This is a genomic window from Novosphingobium jiangmenense, assembly GCF_015694345.1.
GTDB classification, from domain to species: Bacteria; Pseudomonadota; Alphaproteobacteria; order Sphingomonadales; family Sphingomonadaceae; genus Novosphingobium; species Novosphingobium jiangmenense.
In genome coordinates this window covers 69864-90173 of sequence record NZ_JADQDC010000008.1, presented here as the reverse complement: position 1 = coordinate 90173, position 20310 = coordinate 69864, and the positions used below count along the sequence as shown (strand labels likewise).

Here is a 20310-nt window from a genome sequence, read left to right as displayed (position 1 = left end):
GGACAACACGGTCATGACTGCGCACGATCCCAAACTCAGCGCGGACCACTCGAACGAAATCGGCCTCTACGAAAAGCGGAAAGGCGTTTTCCCGAAGGCCATCAACGGACCATTCCGCCGCTTCAAGTGGCTGGTCATGATCGTGTGCCTGGGCATCTACTGGGGCACGCCGTGGATCCGCTGGGACCGCGGCCCCTATGCCCCGAACCAGGCGGTGCTGATCGATCTGGCGCACCGCCGGTTCTTCATGTTCGACATCGAAATCTGGCCGCACGAATTCTACTTCGTGGCCGGCCTGCTGATCATGGCGGGCATCGGCCTGTTCCTCGTAACCTCGGCGGTCGGGCGCGCCTGGTGCGGCTATGCCTGCCCGCAGACGGTGTGGACCGACCTGTTCCAGCACGTTGACCGCCTTATCGACGGTGACCGCAACGCCCAGCTGCGCCTGCAGAAGGCACCGTGGACCGCATCGAAGATCGGCAAGCGCGCGCTCAAGTGGACGATCTACCTCTTGATCAGCTTCGCCACCGGCGGCGCGTGGATCTTCTACTTCGCCGACGCGCCGACGTTGCAGTACGACTTCTGGACCGGCGCTGCCGATCCGGTCGCCTATGGCACCACCTTCATCCTGACGATGACCACGTTCATCTTCGGCGGCTTCATGCGCGAGCAGGTCTGCGTCTACATGTGCCCCTGGCCGCGCATCCAGACTGCGATGCTCGACGAGAAGAGCCTGATCGTCACCTACAAGGACTGGCGCGGCGAACCGCGCGGCTCGGTCAAGAGCGCGGTCAAGGCGGCCACTCCGCTGGGCGATTGCATCGACTGCATGCAGTGCGTCGCGGTCTGCCCCACCGGCATCGACATTCGCGAAGGACCGCAGATCGGCTGCATCACTTGCGCCCTCTGCATCGACGCCTGCGACAAGGCCATGGCCGACGTCGGCCGCCCACGTGGCCTGATCGACTACTGCACGCTGGTCGATGCCGAGAAGGAGAAGAAGGGCGAGGAATCGACCCCGGTCCTCAAGACCATCTTCCGCCCGCGCACGCTGATCTACCTCGGCGTATGGTCGGCGATCGGTGCAGCCATGCTGTTCATGCTCGGCCAGCGTGCCCGGCTCGACATCTCGGTCGCCAAGGACCGCAACCCTGAATTCGTGATGCTGTCGGACGGCACGGTCCGCAATGCCTACACGATCAAGCTGCGCAACATGGAAGAGCGCCCGCGCACTTTCCGCGTCGCTCTCGAAGGCCTCGAAGGCGCGGCCATGTTCACCGACGAGATGGACGCTGCCGCCGCCAAGCGCGACCTCACGTTCCGCGTCCCTGCCGATACCACGCAGCGCCTGCGAATCTACGTTGTGGATCAGCGCCCCGAAGAACGTGGCGAACGCCACCGCGAACACGGCGAAGGGCATCGCGAACGGGGCTACGGCGAATTCGCCTTCGTCCTGACTGCGCCCGATGATGAAGGCGGCATGGATCGCAGCGAGACCAACTTCACCCTTCCAGAAGGACACGGCGAATGACCCAGCACAGCCGTACCGCTCGCCCGTTCACGGGCAAGCACATCACCCTGATCCTCGTCAGCTTTTTTGGCGTCGTCATCGCAGTCAACGTCCTGATGGCGCGCCTGGCTTCGTCGACATTCGGCGGCGTCGTGGTCGAGAATTCCTACGTTGCCAGCCAGCAGTTCAACGGCTGGCTCAAGGAAGCCAGTGCCGAACAGGCGCTCGGCTGGAAGGCCGAAATCGCTCGCGATGCGCAGGGCAGGGCGGCCATCACCCTGCGCGACAGCAAGGGCAGTGCCATCGCTGCCGCCAAGGTCACCGCCGTTGCCGAACACCCGCTTGGCCAGCGTCCCGAGACCGACCTGATCCTCCATGAGACTGCTCTGGGCATCTACACTGCGCCGCTCGAAGCCGGTCGCTGGCGTTTGCGGGTCACGGTCGAGGCCGAGGGCAAGGTCTGGCGCACCGTGGGCGAAGTGCTGTGAACGCGCCCGCCCGGCTCCGCGCCGTTCCTGACGATGCGATCCACACCGTGCTCGCCGTGCCCGGGATGCATTGCGCCGGCTGCATGGGCAAAGTCGAACGCGCGCTTGCGTCGCTCGATGGCGTGACCAGTGCGCGGACCAACCTGACCGCCCGCACCGTCGAAGTGGTCCACGCTCCCCAGGTTGAAACGCCAACCTTGGTGGCCACGCTCGCCGCCACCGGCTTCGACGCCCAGCCGCGCGAGATCGAGGCGGAGCCCGTCTCGGCCGTCAAGCCGCTGCTCGCCCCGCTCGGCGTCGCGGCCTTTGCCTGCATGAACGTCATGCTGATGTCGGTCAGCGTCTGGTCCGGCGCAGACGGCACCACGCGGTCGCTGTTCCACTGGGTCTCGGCGATGATCGGCGTTCCCGCCATCGTCTACGCCGGTCGCCCGTTCTTCGCCTCGGCGTGGAAGGTCCTGCGTCATGGCAAGACCAACATGGACGTGCCGATCTCCATCGGCGTGACCATCGCCACCGGCCTGTCCTTCTACGAAACCCTGACCGGCGGCACCGAGGCTTGGTTCGACGGCGTGCTGATGCTGCTGATGTTCCTGCTGGCAGGCCGCGTGCTCGACGCCATGATGCGTGACCGCGCGCGCTCCGGCGTCGATGCCCTGCTGCGGCAGGTCGCCACCGGCACTATGGTCGTGGAGGCCGATGGCGCAACCCGCTGGCTCGATACGAAGTCGCTGCAACCCGGCATGCTCATGCGCGTTGCTGCAGGCGAACGCCTTGCCGCCGACGGCGAAGTCCTGCGCGGCACCACCCGTTTCGACCAGTCGCTGCTGACCGGCGAAAGCGCTCCCGTAGAAGCCGCACCCGGCACGCTGGTCCACGCCGGCACGCTCAACGTCGATGCTCCGGTCGACGTCCGCGTCACCGCCATCGGGCAAGACACTGCCCTGTCCGAAATTGCCCGGCTGATGGAGGCGGCAGGCCAGTCGCGCTCGAAGTTCGTCCGCATCGCCGACCGCGCCTCGCGACTATACGCCCCTGCCGTTCACACCCTTGCCGCGCTGACTTTCGCGGGATGGATGATCGCCGGGGCAGGTGTCTATCAGTCGCTCGTCATCGCCATCGCGGTGCTGATCATCACTTGCCCCTGCGCACTCGGCCTTGCCGTGCCGGTGGCGCAAGTCGTCGCGGCAGGCGCGCTGCTCAAGCGCGGCGTGCTGGTCAAGGACGGCTCCGCCCTCGAACGCATGGCCGAAGTCAACCGCATCCTGCTCGACAAGACCGGCACGCTCACGCTCGGTCGCCCCGTTCCCGACGAGGTGGCCTTGGGCGCGCTGACCGATGCACAAGCGTCGGTTGCAATGGCGCTCGCCAGCCACAGCCGCCACCCCCTGTCGCTCGGCCTCGTCCAGGCCTTGGGCGCGCGCGGCGTTCGCGCCGCCGCTCTCGAAGACGTGCAGGAAGAAGCAGGGCAGGGCATCACCGCCCGCTGGAATGGCCTCGCAGTCGCGCTGGGCCGCCCCGCCTCGTCGCAGGGCATGGCCACGGCCTTCCGCATCGAAGGCGATGCCGTCCGCGTCATCCCCTTTGCCGACCGCCTGCGTCCCGATGCGACCGAAGCGCTGGAGCAGTTGAAGGCCCTGGGCGTCGATCCCTCGATCCTGTCGGGAGACTCGGTGCCAGCTGTCGCCGCCGTCGCCCGCGCCACCGGTCTCACCGCGCAGGCCGCCGCCTCTCCTGCAGACAAGCAGGAAGCCCTCCAGCGCCTGCAGCGGGTCGGCTGGAAGGTCATGATGGCAGGCGATGGCCTGAATGACGGCCCCGCGCTCGCCGCGGCCAACGCCTCCATCGCGCCTGGTTCGGCCAGCGACGTCGGACGTCAGGCGGCAGACATGGTCTTTACCGGAGACTCCCTGCTCGCCATCCCCCGCGCCATTCGCGTCTCTCGCGCGACCATGAAGGTCGTCCGCCAGAACTTCGCCCTCGCCATCGGCTACAACGTGCTGGCGGTGCCACTGGCCATCCTCGGCCACGTCACGCCGTTGATCGCTGCCGTCGCCATGTCGACAAGTTCGCTGATCGTGGTGGCCAACTCGCTGCGTCTTGCAGGAGAAAGCAAATGAACGGCATCGCCTTCATGCTCCCCATCGCGCTCGGCATGGGCCTGTTCGGCCTTGCCGCCTTCTTCTGGGCTTTGAAGCGCGGCCAGTTCAGCGATCTCGATGGAGCTGCTGCGCGCATCCTGATCGAGGAAGAGGACCAGCCATGAGCCGCCTCATGCGCCTGCTTGCGCCGCTGGCCGTCCTGCAGATGGCCATGCCGGCACCGGCCCATGCCAGCGTGATGATGGTCGCATCCTGTGGCGGCAGCGGGGCACCGATCCCGATCCGCATCCCCGCCAGGGACGATGGCAGCAAGAATCTGCCCTGCTGCAAGATTTGTCATATCTCAATGCGCAAGCGCGCCGGCGCCGATAGCTGTTGTGACAATGGCGATGACGGAGAAGGCGAAGGCGATGGCGATGGCTGCTGACATGATGACGGGGCCTGAAGTCTTCGGCCAGTGGACCTATTGGCCCGAGCTGCTCGAACGCCCGGTGCCGCGCTACACCAGCTATCCCACTGCCGCCGAATTCGTCGAGGAAAGCTTCGAGGACCGCCAGCGCGAGGCGCTCAAGGCGCTGCGCGGCACCGTCTCGCTCTATCTCCACATCCCCTATTGCCGCGAGATCTGCTGGTACTGCGGCTGCAACACCGGCGCTGCCAACAAGACGCAGCGCCTCGCCGCCTACATGGAAGCGCTGCATCACGAGATCGATCTGGTCTCGCGCCTGCTCCACCCTTCCGTGAAGGTCTCGCGCATCGCCTTCGGCGGCGGCAGCCCCAACGCGATCAAGCCCACCGATTTCGTCCGCCTGGTCGACAAGCTGACCCTCAGCTTCCGCCTCGAAAAGCCGGTCCTGTCGATCGAACTCGACCCGCGCACGCTCGAACCCGGCTGGTTCATGGCCATTCGCGGCATCGGCGTGATCAAGGCGAGCCTCGGCGTCCAGACGCTCGATGCCCGCGTCCAGCAGGCGATCGGTCGCGTCCAGCCCCGCGACGATATCGAGCGCGCGGTCGCAGGCTTGCGCCAGGCCGGGGTCGATTCGATCAATTTCGACCTCATGTACGGCCTGCCGTTCCAGAACGACGACATCCTTGCCGAAACGCTCGACCAATCGGTTGCCATGGGCGCCGATCGCTTCGCCCTGTTCGGCTATGCCCACGTGCCCCACATGATCCCGCGCCAGCAGCGCATCGATGCCAGCGAATTGCCCGACCAACGGGCGCGCTTCCGCATGGCCGCCGAAGGCTACGAACGCCTCGTCAGCGCCGGATACCAGCCCGTCGGCTTCGATCACTTCGCCCTGCCGGATGACGATCTGGCCATTGCTTCGCGCTCCGGCACCCTGCGCCGCAACTTCCAGGGCTTTACCGAAGACCAGTCCGAAGTCCTCATCGGCCTCGGCGCGTCTTCGATCAGTGAATTCCCCGAGCTCTATGTCCAGACCGAGAAGAACGCCGGTCGCTATCGTATGCTGGTCGGCGCGGACCAGTTGCCGGGGCGCAAGGGCGTGGTGCGCACTGCCGAGGACCGGCGACGCGGCGGGATCATCACCGATCTCCTGTGCCGGGGCAGGGCAGAAATCGACGCCGACCTGCTGGCCATGAACCGCAGCCGCCTTGAGCCCTTCATCGCCCGCGGTCTCGCCCGGCTTGAAGGCAACGCGCTAACGCTCATGTCTGGCAACGAACCCTACGCCCGCTCCATCGCGTCGGTTTTCGACGCCTATCGCACCGGTGAGCGACAGTTCAGCTCTGCCGTCTGACCCTAAGGCGCATTTCCCAAGAATAGCTATGCGCCTGCCCTTAGCAGGTGCACAATCCGGCTGAGTCGCGTTAAGTCCGCTTCACCAGATGAAGCGCGCAGCCGTTTTGCGCCAGGGGAGACGCCATGAAGCCGATCGAATCCATCATGCGCACCGCGCCGGTCATCCCGGTCCTGGTGGTCGAGGACGTCGATCATGCGCTTCCCATCGCGCGTGCGCTCGTAAAGGGCGGGTTGCGCGTTCTCGAGGTCACCCTGCGCACACCCGCCGCGCTTGACGTCATCCACGCGATGAAGGGCGTCGAAGGTGCCATCGTCGGCGCGGGCACCGTCACCAATCCGGACGAACTCAAGGCCGCGATTGACGCCGGCGCCGAATTCATCGTCTCGCCCGGCCTCACCGATAATCTCGGCAAGGCTGCCGTGGCTTCAGGCATCCCGTTCCTGCCGGGCATCGCCTCGGCAGGCGATATCATGCGCGGTCTCGACCTTGGCCTGACGCACTTCAAGTTCTTCCCTGCCTCGACCTCCGGCGGTCTCCCGGCGCTCAAGGCACTCGCGGCGCCGTTCCACACCTGCAAGTTCTGCCCGACCGGCGGCATTACCGCCGCCACCGCGCCCGAGTGGCTGGGTTTCGACCCGGTCCTGTGCGTCGGTGGCAGCTGGGTGGTCGGCAAAGGCACGCCCGATGAAGCAGCGATCGAAGCCGCAGCGCGCGAAGCCTCGGCTTTGGGGAAGTAACGAATTCAGGGGAATACACGGCACATGAAGACGGTCGCCAAGCTCAAGGCCAGGTTGCAGAAACTCCATGAGCGGACGGCCGAAACGCCGCTGTTCAATCCCGTCTTCCAGCTCAGCCACGATCTGTCCCGGTCGCTGGAAGGGGGCGAGATTTCGCTGTCGGACATGGACAGCCTCGTCGCCGAACTCGAATGCGAAGCGCTGAAGAGCCGTGCCGCGCGGCTCAAGCGCTTGGTCGCGCCGACCTCCGCTGCCGAAAATCTCGCCCAGATCGAGGCGCTGAACCCGGAAGAGGCGGGCTTTTCCGAGTTCCGTCAGCGCTGGGAAAAGCCGCTGCTCCACGCGGTCTTCACCGCGCACCCGACTTTCCTGCTCAGCCCCGCGCAGTCCGACGCGGTGGCCACCGCTGCCCTGTCGGATGATCCTCAGGCCTCCACGGTCTGCACCGTCCCGCACGAAGGTCCGAAGATCACGCTCGAGTTCGAGCATGTCGAGGTCTGCAACGCCATCCAGCGCGCTGCCAAGGCCCGCGATGCGATCAACGCCACCCTGCTCGGCCACGCCCGCCAGCGCTGGCCCGGTCGCTGGCTCGATTTCAGGCCGCTGCCGTTCCGCTTCGCCACCTGGGTCGGCTATGACATGGATGGCCGCACCGACATCGGCTGGACCACTTCGATCGCTTTCCGCCTGCGCGAAAAGGCGCTGCGGCTCGGCAGTTACGCCGCATCCCTGCGCGCCATCGACGAAGCGCACCCGCTGCTCGCCACGCTCGATGCGGCACACGCCCATTCGGCGGAAATGGCCGAGCTGTTCTCCTCGCCGCTCGACAGCCCCGAAGCGCTCGCCGCTGCCGCCAACCGCCTGAGCGCCGATGACGATGCCAAGCTGCTCAGCCTCGCCCCGCTGATCGAAATGCTCGAAGCTGAAGCGAAGAAGGCCGACGAAGCCAAGGCGATCCCGCTCGCCACGCTCGCCGCCGCTATGCGTGCAGACGGCCTCGGCATCGGCTGGATTCACTTCCGCGTGAACTCGTCGCAACTGCTCAACGCGCTGCGCCGCCGCATCGACCCGGAAGGCACGCTCGACCTCGGCAGCAAGAGCGCCCTGTCGCGCCTGCGCGAACTGCTTGCTGAAGTGAAGCCGCTGCGCGTCAACTTCGGCGCGCTGGCGATCGAGACCAGCACTGCCATGCGCCAGTTCCTGGTCATGGCCAAGATGCTCCAGCACATCGACGCCGACGCGCCGATCCGCATGCTGATCGCCGAATGCGAACAGCCGCAGACCGTGCTTGCCGCGCTCTATTTCGCCAAGCTGTTCGGCATCGAAGGCAAGGTTGATGTCTCGCCCCTGTTCGAGACCGAGACCGCGCTGGAGCACGGTGGCCGCTTCCTCGAAGCGCTGCTGTCGGAGGAATCCTACCGCAGCTATGCCCGGAAGCGTGGCCGCGTCTCGATCCAGACCGGCTTTTCCGATGCTGGCCGCTTCATGGGCCAGATCCCGGCGGCACTCGCCATCGAACGCCTGCAGGGCCGCCTTGCCGAGGCGATGAAGGCCAACGGCCTGACCGACGTCGCCGCGCTGATCTTCAACACGCACGGCGAATCCATGGGCCGTGGCGCGCACCCCTCGGGCTTCGCCGACCGCCTGACCTGGCCGCTCTCCGGCTGGGCCCGCCGCCGCTTTGCCAAGGCCGGGGTCACCATCGAGCCCGAGGCCAGCTTCCAGGGCGGCGACGGCTACCTGTTCTTCCGCAACGACGAACTCGCGCTCGCCACGCTGACCCGCATTGCCGAGCACGAGGCCCGCGATCAGGACCTGTCCGCCAAGGACCCGTTCTACGACCGCACCGACCTCAGTCTCGATTTCTACCGCTCGATCCGCCGCGTCCAGCGCGAACACCTTGAAAGCGCGACCTATTCGCGGGCGCTGACGGCGTTCGGCCTCGGCCTGCTCAAGGGCACCGGCAGCCGCGTCTCGCGCCGCCAGTCCGACATCGGCGCGGACCGCACGATGAGCCTGCGCCAGATCCGCGCGATCCCGCACAACGCCATCCTTCAGCAGATCGGCTATCCGGTGAACGTGATCGCCGGGGCCGGAACCGCTGCGGGCGAGGAGATGGAATCGGTCGCCGAACTGCTTGGCCGCTCCGAGCGCGGCAACCAGCTCGTCCGCCTGCTCCGCGCCGCCAATGGCATCGCCTCGATCAAGACCGTGGCCGCCCATGGCGAGCTGTTCAACTCGGCCTACTGGGCCAGCCGCCCCTATCGCGGCACCGAGACCGCGCTGGAAAGCGCCTGTCTTGCGCTCGCCGAATACCTCACCAAGGACGACAGGGCAGGGGTCTTCCGCCGCCTGACTTCGCGCCTCCGGGTGGACTGGATGAAGCTCCACCGCCTGCTCTCGCTGGTGCCGGGGCAGAAGGCCGGCCGCGATGCCGCGCAGGACGCAGACCGCCGCAACATCGGCCTGCTGCAATCGGTTCGCCTTGCCCTGCTGATGCACATGTTCATCCGCGCCGTGCAGGTCCCGCCGTTCGCCCGCTCGAACGACGTCAGCCGCGAAGACGTGCTGGAAATGGTCCTGTCGCTACGGGTGGACGACGCCCTCGCCCAGCTGCGCCGCGCCTACCCGGTGATCGAACCCGAAATCACCGATTTCCCGGTGGACGAGCCGACCGACTACCCGGATCATCGCGGCGAGGACTACGGCGCCATCCGCGCCCGCTTCATCGATCCCATCGAACGCGCCCACGCCCTGAACATCCGAGTGGCCGTCGCCATCGCCAACTACTTCGGCGCGCACGGGTAATCGTTACGGGGTGGGCGAGAGCTCACCCCACAAACGTCCGCCCATGCCGCACCGGTGCCTTCACCGCGCTGAACACGGCCCCCGCCGAAAGGCGGCTTCCCCGGACGACCAGCATTACCTTGTCGCCCTGTTCGAGCGTAACGTCCTCGCCGGGATGCTGGATCGACTGCCCGTTCAGCCGGTCGATCTGCACCACGAAGAACGCCCCGTTGCCGCGCCGCTCGGCCTCGCCGACAGTCTCCCCGGTCAGCGCACTATCGGACCCCATCTCGACCATCTCGATGTCGAGCCCGAAGTCGTGCAGGTTGCGCCGCACCGTCCCGATGTCCTCCAGCTGCCCGGTGGCCGGATAGAGGATCATCTCGACAATCCTCTCCGCCCCGATATGCGTCGGCATGACGACCTTGTCGGCACCGGCATGAAACAGCTTGTTCTCGGTCGTCGGCGCCTCGCCGCGCGCGATGATTTCGATGCCGGGGTTGAGATTGCGCGCCGACAGCGTGATGAACACGTTCGCGGCATCATCCGGCAGCACCGATGCAAGCACCTTGGCCCGTGCGATGCCTGCCGCCTTCAGCGTCTCCTCGTGCGTGGCCTCGCCCACCATGCACAGGAACCCTTGCGCCTTGGCGTCCTCGGCCTTGGTGTGATCACGCTCCAGGATGAGGAACGGCCGCTTCGCCTCGGTCATCGCCTTGGCCAGTTGCACGCCGATGCGGCCATAGCCGCAGATGATCACGTGGCCATCCAGTTTCTCGATTTCGGTCATCATCTTGTCCAGCCCCAGCAGGCGTCGGAATTGAAACAGCGTGAACACCTGCACCAGCGCGCCGGTCAGCACGATCATCCCGGTGCAGCCCAGCATGATCGTCGCGCTCGTCCACCAGCGCAGGAACAGGGTGTCGACCGGGCGGATCTCGCCATAGCCCACCGAGAACACCGTCAGCAGCACCATGTAGGCGGCATCGCCGAACGGCCAGCCGGCATAGACGAACCCGCAAGTCGCCACGACATAGACCGCCAGCACATAGATCAGCGTGCCCGTCAGCAGCCGCAGCGGCGAACCGAGCACGGAGTTCGCCCCCTGCGTCAGCGCCGAACCATCGCCATCCCGTTCCATCTCGACCCCTTCGGCCACCCTGATAGGAGGGCGCGAACGCGCTTGTCCAGTTCAGGAAAGCCCGAGCCGCTCGGCGAGCCAGACAAGTGCGGCAATTCCGGTCAACCCCGCCAGCACCAGCCGCGTTGCTGGGCCATGCCGCCAGCGCGAGAGCGCGATCAGCAGGGGCAGCGCGACCAGCACCACGCCCAACTGCACCGCCTCGATGCCAAGGTTGAAGCCGAGTATGGCCGTCGCCCGCGTCACGGCACCCAGCCCGAAATTGCTCACCAGTGTGGCAAATGCTAGGCCGTGGACCAGACCGAACAGCGCCGCCACCACCGGCTCCTTCCCCGGAAACAGTGGTCTTGCCGCGTGGATCGCCGAAACCAGCACCGAGAACGCGATCCCCGCCTCCACCGGCTGCGCGGGCAGCCGCACGCCGAAGAACGCGGCAAGGATCAGCGTCGTCGAATGGCCGATGGTAAATGCGGTGACGATCCACGCCAGCTTGCGAAAGGTTTCACGCGCAGGCCGCGCCGCGCCCCAGCGCCCGCCTGCTGCAAGGAGCGGCGCGGGCAGCAGCAGCGCCAGCAGGAACAGCAGGTGGTCATACCCTTCGGCAATGTGGTGCGCGCCAAGTCCGAAGGCATTGCCGAACAGGCTGCCAAGGCTTGCACGGCCCCTGTCGACCAGCAGTTCACTCCGCCCCGCCGTGAGCGCGCCAATAAGTTCCCGCTCGCCCCGAACGCCGCCCGCCAGATCGCCATCAACCACCAAGAGCGCAAAGTGGCTCGGCGCCTCGCGCGTCACCACGTGCCAGCGCCACAGCAGCGCCCGGTCCGAAGCACCCGGCGGCGGCGAGAGCGACAACTCGAGATGCAGGTCCGGCGGCCCGGCGATCTGCTCGAAGGCAATGCGATCCACCGCAATGCGCCACGGTCGCCCCTGCGCGTCCAGCACCGCCATGTCCGCCAGCACCCGCGCCTTCGCCTTGGCCAGACTGCCCGGCCTGTTGTCCGTCGCCAGCCCGGTCGCATAGCCGAACTCGGCTTGCGGCACGACCACGTCGGCCTTGACCAGCCCCGGCGCGAAATCGAGCCGGATTTCCGAATTTGGCGTCAGATGCGCAAGGGCAGGGGCACTGAGGCAAAGCCACAGCAGCGCAGCAACCAGCGCCCTAATCGTGCCCGAACCAGATGTAGCGCGCCGCCGGATCGGTTGCCTTGGGATTGAGATCAAGCGCTTCCTCCCGCGCATCGTCGGCGGCATCGGTATCTCCCAGCGCGGTTTGGACGTCGGCCAGGGCAAGGTAAAGCCCGGCCGAGCGCCAGCCGCTCTTCTCCGCGCGTTCGAGCGTCGCAAGCGCGCCCTTGGCATCGCCGGTCAGCAATTGCGCCCGCGCCAGCAGGATCAGGCTCGCCCCATGCGGGCGCGCCTGCGCATCGGCCTTGGCAACCGGAAGCGCCTTGGCCGGATCACCCAGCGCCAGCTCATGCTCCACCAGATGCGCCGCCGCCGCCTCCGGCATCAGCCGATAGCGTTCCGCCCACAGCGCCCCGGCCTTGTCCGCCCAGGCCCTGCTTTCGGCTCCGCGCCCCTGCAACCGCAGCGTGAACGCCAGTGCGTCCATGACCTCGGGCAGGGGAGCCTTCGCAACAATCGCCTCGTACTGCTTCACCGCACCCGCCACATCGCCTTCCAGCGCCTTCTGCTGCGCCACATGTGCCATGGCCAGCGGATTGCCGGGGAAGAACCCGTCGGCAAACCGCGCCCATTCGCCCGCAGCCTTCCAGTCGCCCATGGCGTAAGCGATGGTTACCCGCTGCAAGGCGATCTGCGACTTCACATAGCGACTGAGCTTCGGCGCGCGCAGCACCGCGTTGACCCGCCGCCGTGCAAGATCGGGGTCGCCGGTCCGCAGCGCCAGCATCGACTGGCGCAGCGCGACTGCGGCATTGTTGTCGTATTCCTCGGCCCGCGCATAGGCGAGGCGTGCGGCCTTCATGTCGCCACGCTGGAAGGCGATGTCGCCCTTCAGGCTCCAGGCTCCGGCGGACTCGCCATCGTCCGGCTCACCCACTTGCGCGAAGAAGCGGTCGAGCCCCTTGCTCGCCGGATCCAGCTTGTGCGCCAGCACCGAGACTTCCGCGCGCGACAGGCTTGGCCCTGCCGGAAACGGCGACCCCGCCATGCCCTTGTCGAGCAGCCCGTCAGCTTCCGCGAGATCGGCGTAGGAACCCGTCGCTCGGAACCCGCGCACCAGCGCCCGCGCCAGTACCTCCTGCCGCAGCCACTCGTCGGGGCTCAACGCCAAGCGCGCGCGCGCGCCATCGACGGCAACTTGCGCTGCCTGCTCGAGCTCGGTCTGGTTGCGCGGGCCGAACCACGGCTTGACCTCCGCGGGCAGGGGATCGGGCGGACCTTGCCGTGCCTTGTACTTGTCGAAGGCAATGCTGGCGGCGGTCACCAGGACGACCGCCGCCAGCAGGATCCACGGCCAGTTGCGGCCGGGCTTGTCGCTCATGCGTCAGGTCTTCTTGGCGCAGATCTTGAGCTGCAGCTTCTCGACGTCATCGCCGATCAGCCCGAACAGCTTGTCGAGTTCATGCTCGTACTCGGTCAGGTACTTGTCGTTGGCAACGTCGCCGGTTGGCGTATCGTCGTTGTAGCTCAGCTTCATCGACGAACTGACCAGCGCCGTGGCGATGGCCGGATTGCCCATCCGGTCCACGCTGACATAGGCCGAATCCGGATCGGTGCGGAAGTTGAAGTTCGTGCCCGTGCCTGTCGCCACTTGTGGCGTTCCGTTCGGCGTTGGCAGGAACGGGAAGGTCAGCAGGAAGAACTTGTCGTTGCGCTGCGGGTTTAGTGGAACGTTTGCAAGCGTGTTCGGACCTTGGCCCGTCACGCTCATGTCCAGCAGCAGCGTCGCAAGAAGAATGTCGACAACCTGATCTTCTGGGTGTCGGCCATTCGGGAACTTCGTCGGCCGGGTCAGGTCGAGCTTGAGAGTGTCGGGTATGATGAACGACTTGAGGTTCGCCCCGTTCTGCCCCTGAATCGGCTGGAGAAAGCAGTTGGTCGAGTCATAGGCCACTGCCGTGGCCGTTGCCGTCGGCGTTGCGGTCGATGTCGTACTCGGCAGCGGGGCCGGAACGACGACCTGGCTTCCAGCACCATCCTCACCGCAGCCGATCAGCGTCAGGGCAAGGGCAAGCGGCGTTGCCATCATGGCGATCTTGCGCAGGCTCATCAGATGTTCCCCCCGAAGCGGGCGGTCTGTCCCCAGACGCCGAGATTGGTCACGCCCGCGCCAAGGTTGGCATCCGGGATTTCCAGCACGATTGCGGTATCGTTCTGCGTATCGAAGAAATTGCGGTTGTTGCGGATACTCAGCGTTCCGGTGGATCGCGTCTCGCGGAAACCGATCAGGTCGAAGAAGAACGGCTCGTCGAACAGGCCGACGCGAACCTTCACACCGTCCTTCTGGAGATCCTGCTCGACCGGCCCCTCGATCACGCCGGTGACGCCGGGGATGCCTTCGATGCGAACGCCCCACTCACCGGGATTCTGGCCCGGTCCGAAGCGATACTTGATCGTGAACTCGGGGGTATTGCCCGGTGCCGCAGTCGAGATGTTGATCTTGTACAGCACATCCCGGTCATAATAGAGCGGCGTCGTCGCCGCGGCAGAGACTGGTCCGGCAAAGGTCATCGCGATCTTGGTCGTGCCGTTGGAATGCCACGCAAACACGTCGGCGATGTCGGCCGGAATGTCCGGGTTGGGATCGACGCCGCCGTCGGTGCGGCTCGGCGGATCGAGGTGGTCGGCGCTCTCGGCGACGCCGGTCGGCACCAGCATCAGCGCGGCAAGGCTTGCGGCCCCTGCGCTCCCTGCCAGCAGTGTCTTGAAAATGCGGCGCACGGCGTAACTCCCCACTTCGGAATCAGACGAAAGAAAGTGCGACCACTCTTTCGCCTCATTCTGCGCTGCATGCTGTGAAGTTGTTCACAGCGAGTCAGCGGGGAGGCCGTTGTAAGCAGCTTAGCCCAAGTCTTGCGGTCTGGTGAAGTCCAAATCTGGCAACACTACGTAACGGATTCATGAAATTGCCGCGATCGACCAGACTACGCCGACCAGCAGGAACACGCCTGCCACGTCGAGCGCGAAACCGGCCTTGATCATGGAACGCATCGTGCAATGCCCTGTCGCCCAGGCCAGCGCGTTCGGTCCGGTGCCGGCAGGCAGCATGAAACCCCAGGTTGCGGCAAAGGCGGCGGGCAGGGCCAGCAGGATCGGGTCGGCTCCCAATGCGGCAACCAGCGCCGCGACCACCGGCATGATGCCGCTCGCCGCGGCGATGTTGCTGGCGAATTCGGTCACCACGATCACGAAGGCCACCAGCACCAGCGCCACCACCGGCAGCGGCACGTGGGCAAGCGGCAGCAGCATCTCGCCCATCCACTTGGTCAGCCCGCTCTCGGTCATGCCCATCGCCATGGCAAGTCCGCCGCCGAACATCAGCACCACGTCCCACGGCGCCCGGTTCGCCTCGGGCCAGGTCAGCATCGGGCGGCCCGTGCCATCGGGCAGGAAGAACAGCGCGAGTCCGGCAATCGCCGCCACGGTCCCATCGGTAAAGCCGCCCTTGGGAAACACGCCTTCGAGCAAAGGCTGGAACACCCACGCGAGGAACGCCAGCAAGACGACTGGCAGCAGCCGCTTTTCGGGCAGGCTCCACTGCGCCGCATGGCCGATGGCGTCGCGCGCCGCTGCCGGATCGAACGTGTCCTCATGCAGCTTCTGCACCCGCGCGATGATCCCCGCCGCCAGCGGTATCGTGATGATCACGATCGGCACGCCATACATCGCCCACTGCAGGAACGTGACCTTGGTGCCGAGCGCTTTCTCGATCAGCCCCGCCGCAATCGCATTTGTCGGCGTGCCGATCAGCGTGGCGAGCCCGCCGATCGAGGCGGCAAAGGCGATGCCCATCGGCAAGGCCCCGGCCATCCCGCTCGTATCGCCCTCGCGCACGCCGCCGGCGCGCAGCATGGCGATGGCCATCGGCATCATGATCAGCGCGGTCGAGGTATTGGAGATGAAGCTCGAAAGCACCGCCGTCGCGGTCATTACGCCGAGCAACAGTTGCCCCGGCTTCGCGCCCGCCAGTCCCATGATGAACAGCGCCAGCCGACGATGCAGCCCGGTGCGTTCAATGGCCAGCGCCAGAAACGCTCCACCCACGAAGAGGAACATGATCGGCGAGTAATAAGCACCTGCCGTCTTGTTGGCATCGGCCACGCCGGTCAGCGGCAGGACGAGGAATGGCAGGAAAGCCGTCGCCGAAAGCGGCAGCGCCTCGGTCATCCACCAGGCCGCCATCCACCAGACAAGGCCCGCCGCGCTCCACGCTGCATCGGGCATTCCCGCCGGTGCCGCCGCGAGTTGCGTCACGGCAAACCCCAGCGGTCCTGCCCAGAACCCGATCCCGCGCGCATCCAAAGCCAAGCGACCACTCCCCCATGTCCCGACGAAGGGACCTAGCAGAGCGCAGTCGGGCCTTGCAAACGCATAGACTTCAGACTTCAACGATCGTCATTGCGAGGAGGCGGAGCCGACGAAGCAATCCAGAGTGTCACAGCAAACCGCTCTGGCTTGCTTCTCCCGCTTCGCGGGCTCGCAATGACGAACTGAGTTGACCCTACTTATCCGGAATCAGAAAATAGGATCGTAGCCCGGAGGCAGTTCGTCGCCCGGCTTGCTCGCGTCGGTCGGCGAATGAATGCCGCATTCGGTCTTGTCCCAGCCCTTCCAGCGGCCCGACCGCGGGTCTTCGCCCGGAGCGACCTTGCTGGTGCAGGGCGCGCAACCGATCGAGGGATAGCCCTGCGCCACCAGCGGATGCGCCGGCAGACCGTGCTGGGCGAAGTAGCTTTCCAGCGCCGCCTTGTCCCACGACGCCAGCGGATTGATCTTCAGCCGCCCCTGCGCGTCCGAATGATCGATCTCGAAGCGCGGCAGCCCGGCGCGGGTCTTGGACTGGAAGCCCTTGCGCCCGGTCAGTGAGGCATCGAAATGCATCAGCGCCTTGGCCAGCGGCTCGACCTTGCGGATCTCGCAGCAGCCATCCGGGTCCCACGACCAGCGCAACCCGTTCTCGTCCTTCTTGGCGATCACGTCCGCGTCAGGCTCGATGATCTGGAGATTGGTCATCCCCAGGAACTCGATCAGCTCGTCGCGATAGGCCACGGTCTCGGGGAAGTGCTTGCCGGTTTCGAGGAACAGCACCGGCACCGAAGGATCGACCTCGGCAACAAGGTGAAGCAGGACAGCACTTTCCGCGCCGAAGCTCGAAACCACCGCAAGATCGCCCGCCAGCCCGTCGCGGATCACCGAACGCAGCATCTCCTGCGTGTCAGTGCCCCGGAACAGGTTGTTCAGGCGGATCGCGTCCGTCTCGGTAAAGCGCGGGCGCGTGTCGATCAGGTCGATCTTGCGTTGCACGGTGCTGTCCATTGCTTCGTTCCTTGGGTCCCGCAGCTCAGGCGGGGTGACGCTTCGCCCAGATGGCCGGGCGTCCGTCGACGGTCTTCTGGTAGACCTCCGGCCAGGTCGCGAAGGCCTTTTCGGCGGCCTCCACGCTGATCGCCTGGTTCGGCGCAAAGCTGTCGAACCCGCAGCGGCGCATGTGCGAAAGCTGGTCCAGCAGCACATCGCCTACCGCGCGCAGTTCGCCCGCATAGCCATGCTCGCGCAGGATGCGCGCCGCCGAATAGCCGCGGCCGTCGGTGTAGGCCGGGAAGTTCACTTCCACGAGCGCCAGCCGATCGAGATGCGGCAGCAGGTCGCGGGCGTCGTCGCCGGGCTCGATCCGCACCGCCGTGGCGTTGCTCTGATCGGCAAAGGCATCAACCGTCACCGCCGGATCGCCCACGGGCTCGTCGTCGCGAAAACGCAGGGACTGCTCAACCATTGACCGCCTCCTTGGCGTAGATCGCTTCCTTGAACGGAGCCATGCCGATGCGGCGGAAGGTGTCGACGAAACGTTCCCCGTCGGCGCGTTGGGCGAGATAGACGTCGGTGGCCTTTTCCACCGCATCGACGATGCCGTCCTCGTTGAAGCCGGGGCCGGTGATCGTGCCGAGCGAGGTATCCGCGCCTTCGCAACCGCCGAGCAGGAGCTGGTAATTCTCCACGCCCTTGCGGTCGACGCCGAGGATGCCGATGTGGCCTGCGTGGTGGTGCCCGCAGGCATTGATGCAGCCAGAGATCTTCAGCTTGAGCTCGCCCAGCTCGCGCTGGCGGCCGAGGTCGGCAAAGCGCTCGGAGATCTTCTGCGCCACCGGGATCGACCGGGCATTGGCAAGGCTGCAATAATCGAGGCCCGGGCAGGCGATGATGTCGCCGATCAGGTCGAGGTTTGCCGAAGCCAGGCCAGCTTCGTCGAGCTTCTGCCACAGGCCATAGAGGTCGGCCTTCTTCACATGCGGCAGCACGATGTTCTGGGCATGGGTCACGCGCAGCTCGTCGAACGAATGCTCGAGCGCGAGGTCAGCCATCAGGCGGATCTGGTCAGCGGTGGCATCGCCCGGAATGCCGCCGACCGGCTTCAGGCTGATGTTGACGATGGCATAGCCCGGCTGCTTGTGGGCATGGACGTTCTGGTCCACCCACAGCGCGAAGTCGGGATCGGAAAGATCCAGCTCGTCCGACGCATTGGCGTCAAAGCCCGGCTGCTCGAAGAAGCCCTTGATCCGCTCCAGCTCAGCCGCAGGCGGTTCCAGCCCCAGCGTCAGGATATGCGCGAACTCTTCCTCCACCTGGCGGCGGTATTCGTCCGCACCGATCTCGTGGACGAGGATCTTGATACGGGCCTTGTACTTGTTGTCGCGGCGGCCATAGCGGTTGTACACGCGCAGGCAGGCCTCGAGGTACGAGATCATCTGCAGCGGCGGCACGAAATCGCCGATCACCGGAGCGATCATCGGCGTGCGGCCCATGCCGCCACCGACGTAGAACTTGCAGCCGATCTCGCCTGCATCGTTCTGCACCAGCTGGATGCCGATGTCGTGCAGCTTCATCGCCGCGCGGTCGGTCTCCGAACCGATGATCGCGATCTTGAACTTGCGCGGCAGGTAGTCGAACTCCGGATGGAACGTCGACCACTGGCGCAGCAGTTCGGCATAAGGGCGCGGATCGACGAGTTCGTCGGCCGCAGCGCCTGCGAACTGGTCGGACGTCGTGTTGCGAATGCAGTTGCCGCTGGTCTGGATCGCATGCATCTCGACCGAGGCGAGATCGGCGAGGATGTCGGGCGCGTCCTGCAGCTTGATCCAGTTGTACTGGATGTTCTGGCGCGTGGTGAAGTGGCCATAGCCGCGGTCATACTTGTCCGCGATATCGCCCAGCATGCGCATCTGGCGGCTGCTCAGCGTGCCATAGGGAATGGCCACGCGCAGCATGTAGGCGTGCAGCTGCAGGTAGAGGCCGTTCTTCAGGCGCAGCGGCTTGAACTGGTCCTCGGTGATGTCACCGGCAAGGCGGCGCTCCACCTGGTCGCGGAACTCCGCCACGCGGGCATCGACCATGGCCTGGTCGTATTGGTCGTACTGGTACATCTCAGATCACCCAGGTGCCGGCGTCGGGGTCGGCAGGCTTGAGGGAAAGGTCGAGGCGGACGGTCGGCCCGAGGGCGCGGATGCGGTCCTTGATGTGCGCCGGGCGCACGCCTTCGTCGGTGCGGGTGGCTTCGATCACCTGCGTGTCGGTGACGATCTGCTTGGCGTTCTCGCGGGCGATGATCGCCTCGGCATGTTCGCCTGCTTCCACCGCATCGTTGACATGGCGCGACCAGCCTTCGCCGGTCCACCAGATCACATCGCCGGTGCGCAGATCACTTCCGGTAATAACCTTCACTGACAGGCCTCCAAAACTTGCTTCAATTCCATCATGTCTCCCCGGCCTGCCACTTCGCCGATCACGATCAGGGCAGGGCTCTTGACCTTGTTGTCGGACACCAGCGAACCCAGGCCCGCCAGCGCCCCGCGCAGCACGCGCATCTGCGGCCGCGCGGCATTCTCGATGACCGCCACCGGCATGTCGGGCGCAAGCCCGTCCGCCATCAGCTTCTCGGCAATCGCGTCAGCCGTGGCGACGCCCATATAGATCACCAGCGTCCTGCCAACCCCGGCAAGGCCTGCCCAGTTCTGGTCGGTCAGGCCCTTGCACTGGCCAGCCACGAAAGAGACGATGCTCGCGCTTTCGCGGTGGGTAAGGGGGATCATCGCCGAAGCCGCCGCGCCCATCGCCGCGCTCACGCCGGGCACTACCTGCACCGGCACGCCTGCGGCAAAGCAGTCTTCCGCTTCCTCGCCACCACGCCCGAACACGAACGGGTCGCCACCCTTGAGGCGGACCACGTCGTTCCCGGCCAGTGCCTCGCGCACCAGCAGGGCGTTGATCTCTTCCTGCCGCATCGTATGGCGCGAGCGCTGCTTGGCGACCGAGATCATCCGGCAGCCCTTGGGCGCCATTGCAAGGATCGCGGGATCGACCAGCCCGTCGTGCACCAGCACGCGCGCATTCATCACCAGCCGCGCCGCACGCAGCGTCAGCAGGTCCGGATCACCGGGACCTGCGCCGACAAGGAATACGGTTCCGACTCTTGAAGAGGGATTGCTCATTGGGCGCAGATGGGCGCGTGCGAGCCAAGTCACCAGCGAGAATGCTTTTCCCCCCGCCTAGATGATCTTTAGCGGTATGGTGAAAGCACCCTCAGGATCGGCGCTCGC

19 protein-coding genes are annotated in these 20310 nt (G+C 66.0%); 8 read left to right on the top strand and 11 right to left on the bottom strand.

The window, feature by feature from the left end; genetic code table 11:
- Positions 1–13 precede the first annotated feature (13 nt).
- From ccoG to I2488_RS12540, 8 genes are all read left to right on the top strand, one after another.
- A complete protein-coding gene (ccoG, locus tag I2488_RS12575; protein WP_196276160.1) occupies positions 14–1531 on the top strand; it encodes a cytochrome c oxidase accessory protein CcoG in 1518 nt (505 codons plus the stop codon).
- Complete coding sequence (locus I2488_RS12570) at positions 1528–1998, top strand: FixH family protein (protein ID WP_196276159.1); 471 nt, start codon at positions 1528–1530, stop codon at positions 1996–1998. The genes ccoG and I2488_RS12570 overlap by 4 nt, the downstream gene beginning before the upstream one ends.
- Positions 1995–4118, top strand: a complete 2124-nt coding sequence (locus tag I2488_RS12565) for a heavy metal translocating P-type ATPase (protein WP_343071063.1) — start codon at positions 1995–1997, stop codon at positions 4116–4118. The genes I2488_RS12570 and I2488_RS12565 overlap by 4 nt, the downstream gene beginning before the upstream one ends.
- Entirely contained in the window at positions 4115–4264 is a 150-nt protein-coding gene (ccoS, locus tag I2488_RS12560) for a cbb3-type cytochrome oxidase assembly protein CcoS (RefSeq protein WP_196276158.1), read from the top strand. The genes I2488_RS12565 and ccoS overlap by 4 nt, the downstream gene beginning before the upstream one ends.
- Positions 4261–4527 (top strand): hypothetical protein, encoded by a 267-nt coding sequence (locus I2488_RS12555; protein ID WP_196276157.1) that lies wholly within the window; start codon positions 4261–4263, stop codon positions 4525–4527. Before ccoS ends, I2488_RS12555 begins: the two co-directional genes overlap by 4 nt.
- 4 nt (positions 4528–4531) lie before the next feature.
- On the top strand, positions 4532–5866 hold the full coding sequence (gene hemN, locus I2488_RS12550) for an oxygen-independent coproporphyrinogen III oxidase (RefSeq protein ID WP_196276262.1): 1335 nt from the start codon (positions 4532–4534) through the stop codon (positions 5864–5866).
- Positions 5867–5991: 125 nt separating this feature from the next.
- Entirely contained in the window at positions 5992–6606 is a 615-nt protein-coding gene (gene eda / locus I2488_RS12545) for a bifunctional 4-hydroxy-2-oxoglutarate aldolase/2-dehydro-3-deoxy-phosphogluconate aldolase (RefSeq protein WP_196276156.1), read from the top strand.
- A 24-nt stretch (positions 6607–6630) separates the two neighbouring features.
- Positions 6631–9414 (top strand): phosphoenolpyruvate carboxylase, encoded by a 2784-nt coding sequence (locus I2488_RS12540; protein ID WP_196276155.1) that lies wholly within the window; start codon positions 6631–6633, stop codon positions 9412–9414.
- A 22-nt stretch (positions 9415–9436) separates the two neighbouring features.
- On the opposite strand, the gene I2488_RS12535 is transcribed toward I2488_RS12540, so the two are convergent.
- From I2488_RS12535 to cobA, 11 genes are all read right to left on the bottom strand, one after another.
- Entirely contained in the window at positions 9437–10534 is a 1098-nt protein-coding gene (locus tag I2488_RS12535) for a potassium channel family protein (RefSeq protein ID WP_196276261.1), read from the bottom strand.
- A 51-nt stretch (positions 10535–10585) separates the two neighbouring features.
- Positions 10586–11755 (bottom strand): HupE/UreJ family protein, encoded by a 1170-nt coding sequence (locus I2488_RS12530; protein ID WP_196276154.1) that lies wholly within the window; start codon positions 11753–11755, stop codon positions 10586–10588.
- On the bottom strand, positions 11694–13040 hold the full coding sequence (locus tag I2488_RS12525) for a tetratricopeptide repeat protein (protein WP_196276153.1): 1347 nt from the start codon (positions 13038–13040) through the stop codon (positions 11694–11696). The genes I2488_RS12530 and I2488_RS12525 overlap by 62 nt, the downstream gene beginning before the upstream one ends.
- Before the next feature lie 3 nt (positions 13041–13043).
- The gene (locus I2488_RS12520) at positions 13044–13769 is read right to left on the bottom strand and encodes a hypothetical protein (RefSeq protein ID WP_196276152.1); all 726 of its coding nucleotides are present in this window, start codon (positions 13767–13769) and stop codon (positions 13044–13046) included.
- Entirely contained in the window at positions 13769–14440 is a 672-nt protein-coding gene (locus I2488_RS12515) for a hypothetical protein (protein WP_196276151.1), read from the bottom strand. Before I2488_RS12515 ends, I2488_RS12520 begins: the two co-directional genes overlap by 1 nt.
- A 177-nt stretch (positions 14441–14617) precedes the next feature.
- The gene (locus tag I2488_RS12510) at positions 14618–16021 is read right to left on the bottom strand and encodes an SLC13 family permease (protein WP_196276260.1); all 1404 of its coding nucleotides are present in this window, start codon (positions 16019–16021) and stop codon (positions 14618–14620) included.
- Between the two features lie 213 nt (positions 16022–16234).
- The gene (locus I2488_RS12505; protein WP_196276150.1) at positions 16235–17035 is read right to left on the bottom strand and encodes a phosphoadenylyl-sulfate reductase; all 801 of its coding nucleotides are present in this window, start codon (positions 17033–17035) and stop codon (positions 16235–16237) included.
- Positions 17036–17060: 25 nt separating this feature from the next.
- Complete coding sequence (locus I2488_RS12500) at positions 17061–17492, bottom strand: DUF934 domain-containing protein (protein ID WP_196276149.1); 432 nt, start codon at positions 17490–17492, stop codon at positions 17061–17063.
- Positions 17485–19137, bottom strand: coding sequence for a nitrite/sulfite reductase (locus I2488_RS12495; RefSeq protein WP_196276148.1), 1653 nt, complete (start codon positions 19135–19137; stop codon positions 17485–17487). The genes I2488_RS12500 and I2488_RS12495 overlap by 8 nt, the downstream gene beginning before the upstream one ends.
- Before the next feature lies 1 nt (position 19138).
- Positions 19139–19435, bottom strand: a complete 297-nt coding sequence (locus I2488_RS12490; RefSeq protein WP_196276147.1) for a DUF2849 domain-containing protein — start codon at positions 19433–19435, stop codon at positions 19139–19141.
- Complete coding sequence (gene cobA, locus I2488_RS12485) at positions 19432–20202, bottom strand: uroporphyrinogen-III C-methyltransferase (RefSeq protein ID WP_196276146.1); 771 nt, start codon at positions 20200–20202, stop codon at positions 19432–19434. Before cobA ends, I2488_RS12490 begins: the two co-directional genes overlap by 4 nt.
- Positions 20203–20310: the final 108 nt, after the last annotated feature.

Bases quoted from the DNA above. Each gene is read 5' to 3' on its own strand.
- ccoG (WP_196276160.1), top strand. From the start codon at position 14: ATGACTGCGCACGATCCCAAACTCAGCGCGGACCACTCGAACGAAATC.
- I2488_RS12570 (WP_196276159.1), top strand. From the start codon at position 1,528: ATGACCCAGCACAGCCGTACCGCTCGCCCGTTCACGGGCAAGCACATC.
- ccoS (WP_196276158.1), top strand. From the start codon at position 4,115: ATGAACGGCATCGCCTTCATGCTCCCCATCGCGCTCGGCATGGGCCTG.
- I2488_RS12555 (WP_196276157.1), top strand. From the start codon at position 4,261: ATGAGCCGCCTCATGCGCCTGCTTGCGCCGCTGGCCGTCCTGCAGATG.
- hemN (WP_196276262.1), top strand. From the start codon at position 4,532: ATGACGGGGCCTGAAGTCTTCGGCCAGTGGACCTATTGGCCCGAGCTG.
- eda (WP_196276156.1), top strand. From the start codon at position 5,992: ATGAAGCCGATCGAATCCATCATGCGCACCGCGCCGGTCATCCCGGTC.
- I2488_RS12540 (WP_196276155.1), top strand. From the start codon at position 6,631: ATGAAGACGGTCGCCAAGCTCAAGGCCAGGTTGCAGAAACTCCATGAG.
- I2488_RS12535 (WP_196276261.1), bottom strand. From the start codon at position 10,534: ATGGAACGGGATGGCGATGGTTCGGCGCTGACGCAGGGGGCGAACTCC.
- I2488_RS12525 (WP_196276153.1), bottom strand. From the start codon at position 13,040: ATGAGCGACAAGCCCGGCCGCAACTGGCCGTGGATCCTGCTGGCGGCG.
- I2488_RS12520 (WP_196276152.1), bottom strand. From the start codon at position 13,769: ATGAGCCTGCGCAAGATCGCCATGATGGCAACGCCGCTTGCCCTTGCC.
- I2488_RS12505 (WP_196276150.1), bottom strand. From the start codon at position 17,035: ATGGACAGCACCGTGCAACGCAAGATCGACCTGATCGACACGCGCCCG.
- I2488_RS12500 (WP_196276149.1), bottom strand. From the start codon at position 17,492: ATGGTTGAGCAGTCCCTGCGTTTTCGCGACGACGAGCCCGTGGGCGAT.
- I2488_RS12495 (WP_196276148.1), bottom strand. From the start codon at position 19,137: ATGTACCAGTACGACCAATACGACCAGGCCATGGTCGATGCCCGCGTG.
- cobA (WP_196276146.1), bottom strand. From the start codon at position 20,202: ATGAGCAATCCCTCTTCAAGAGTCGGAACCGTATTCCTTGTCGGCGCA.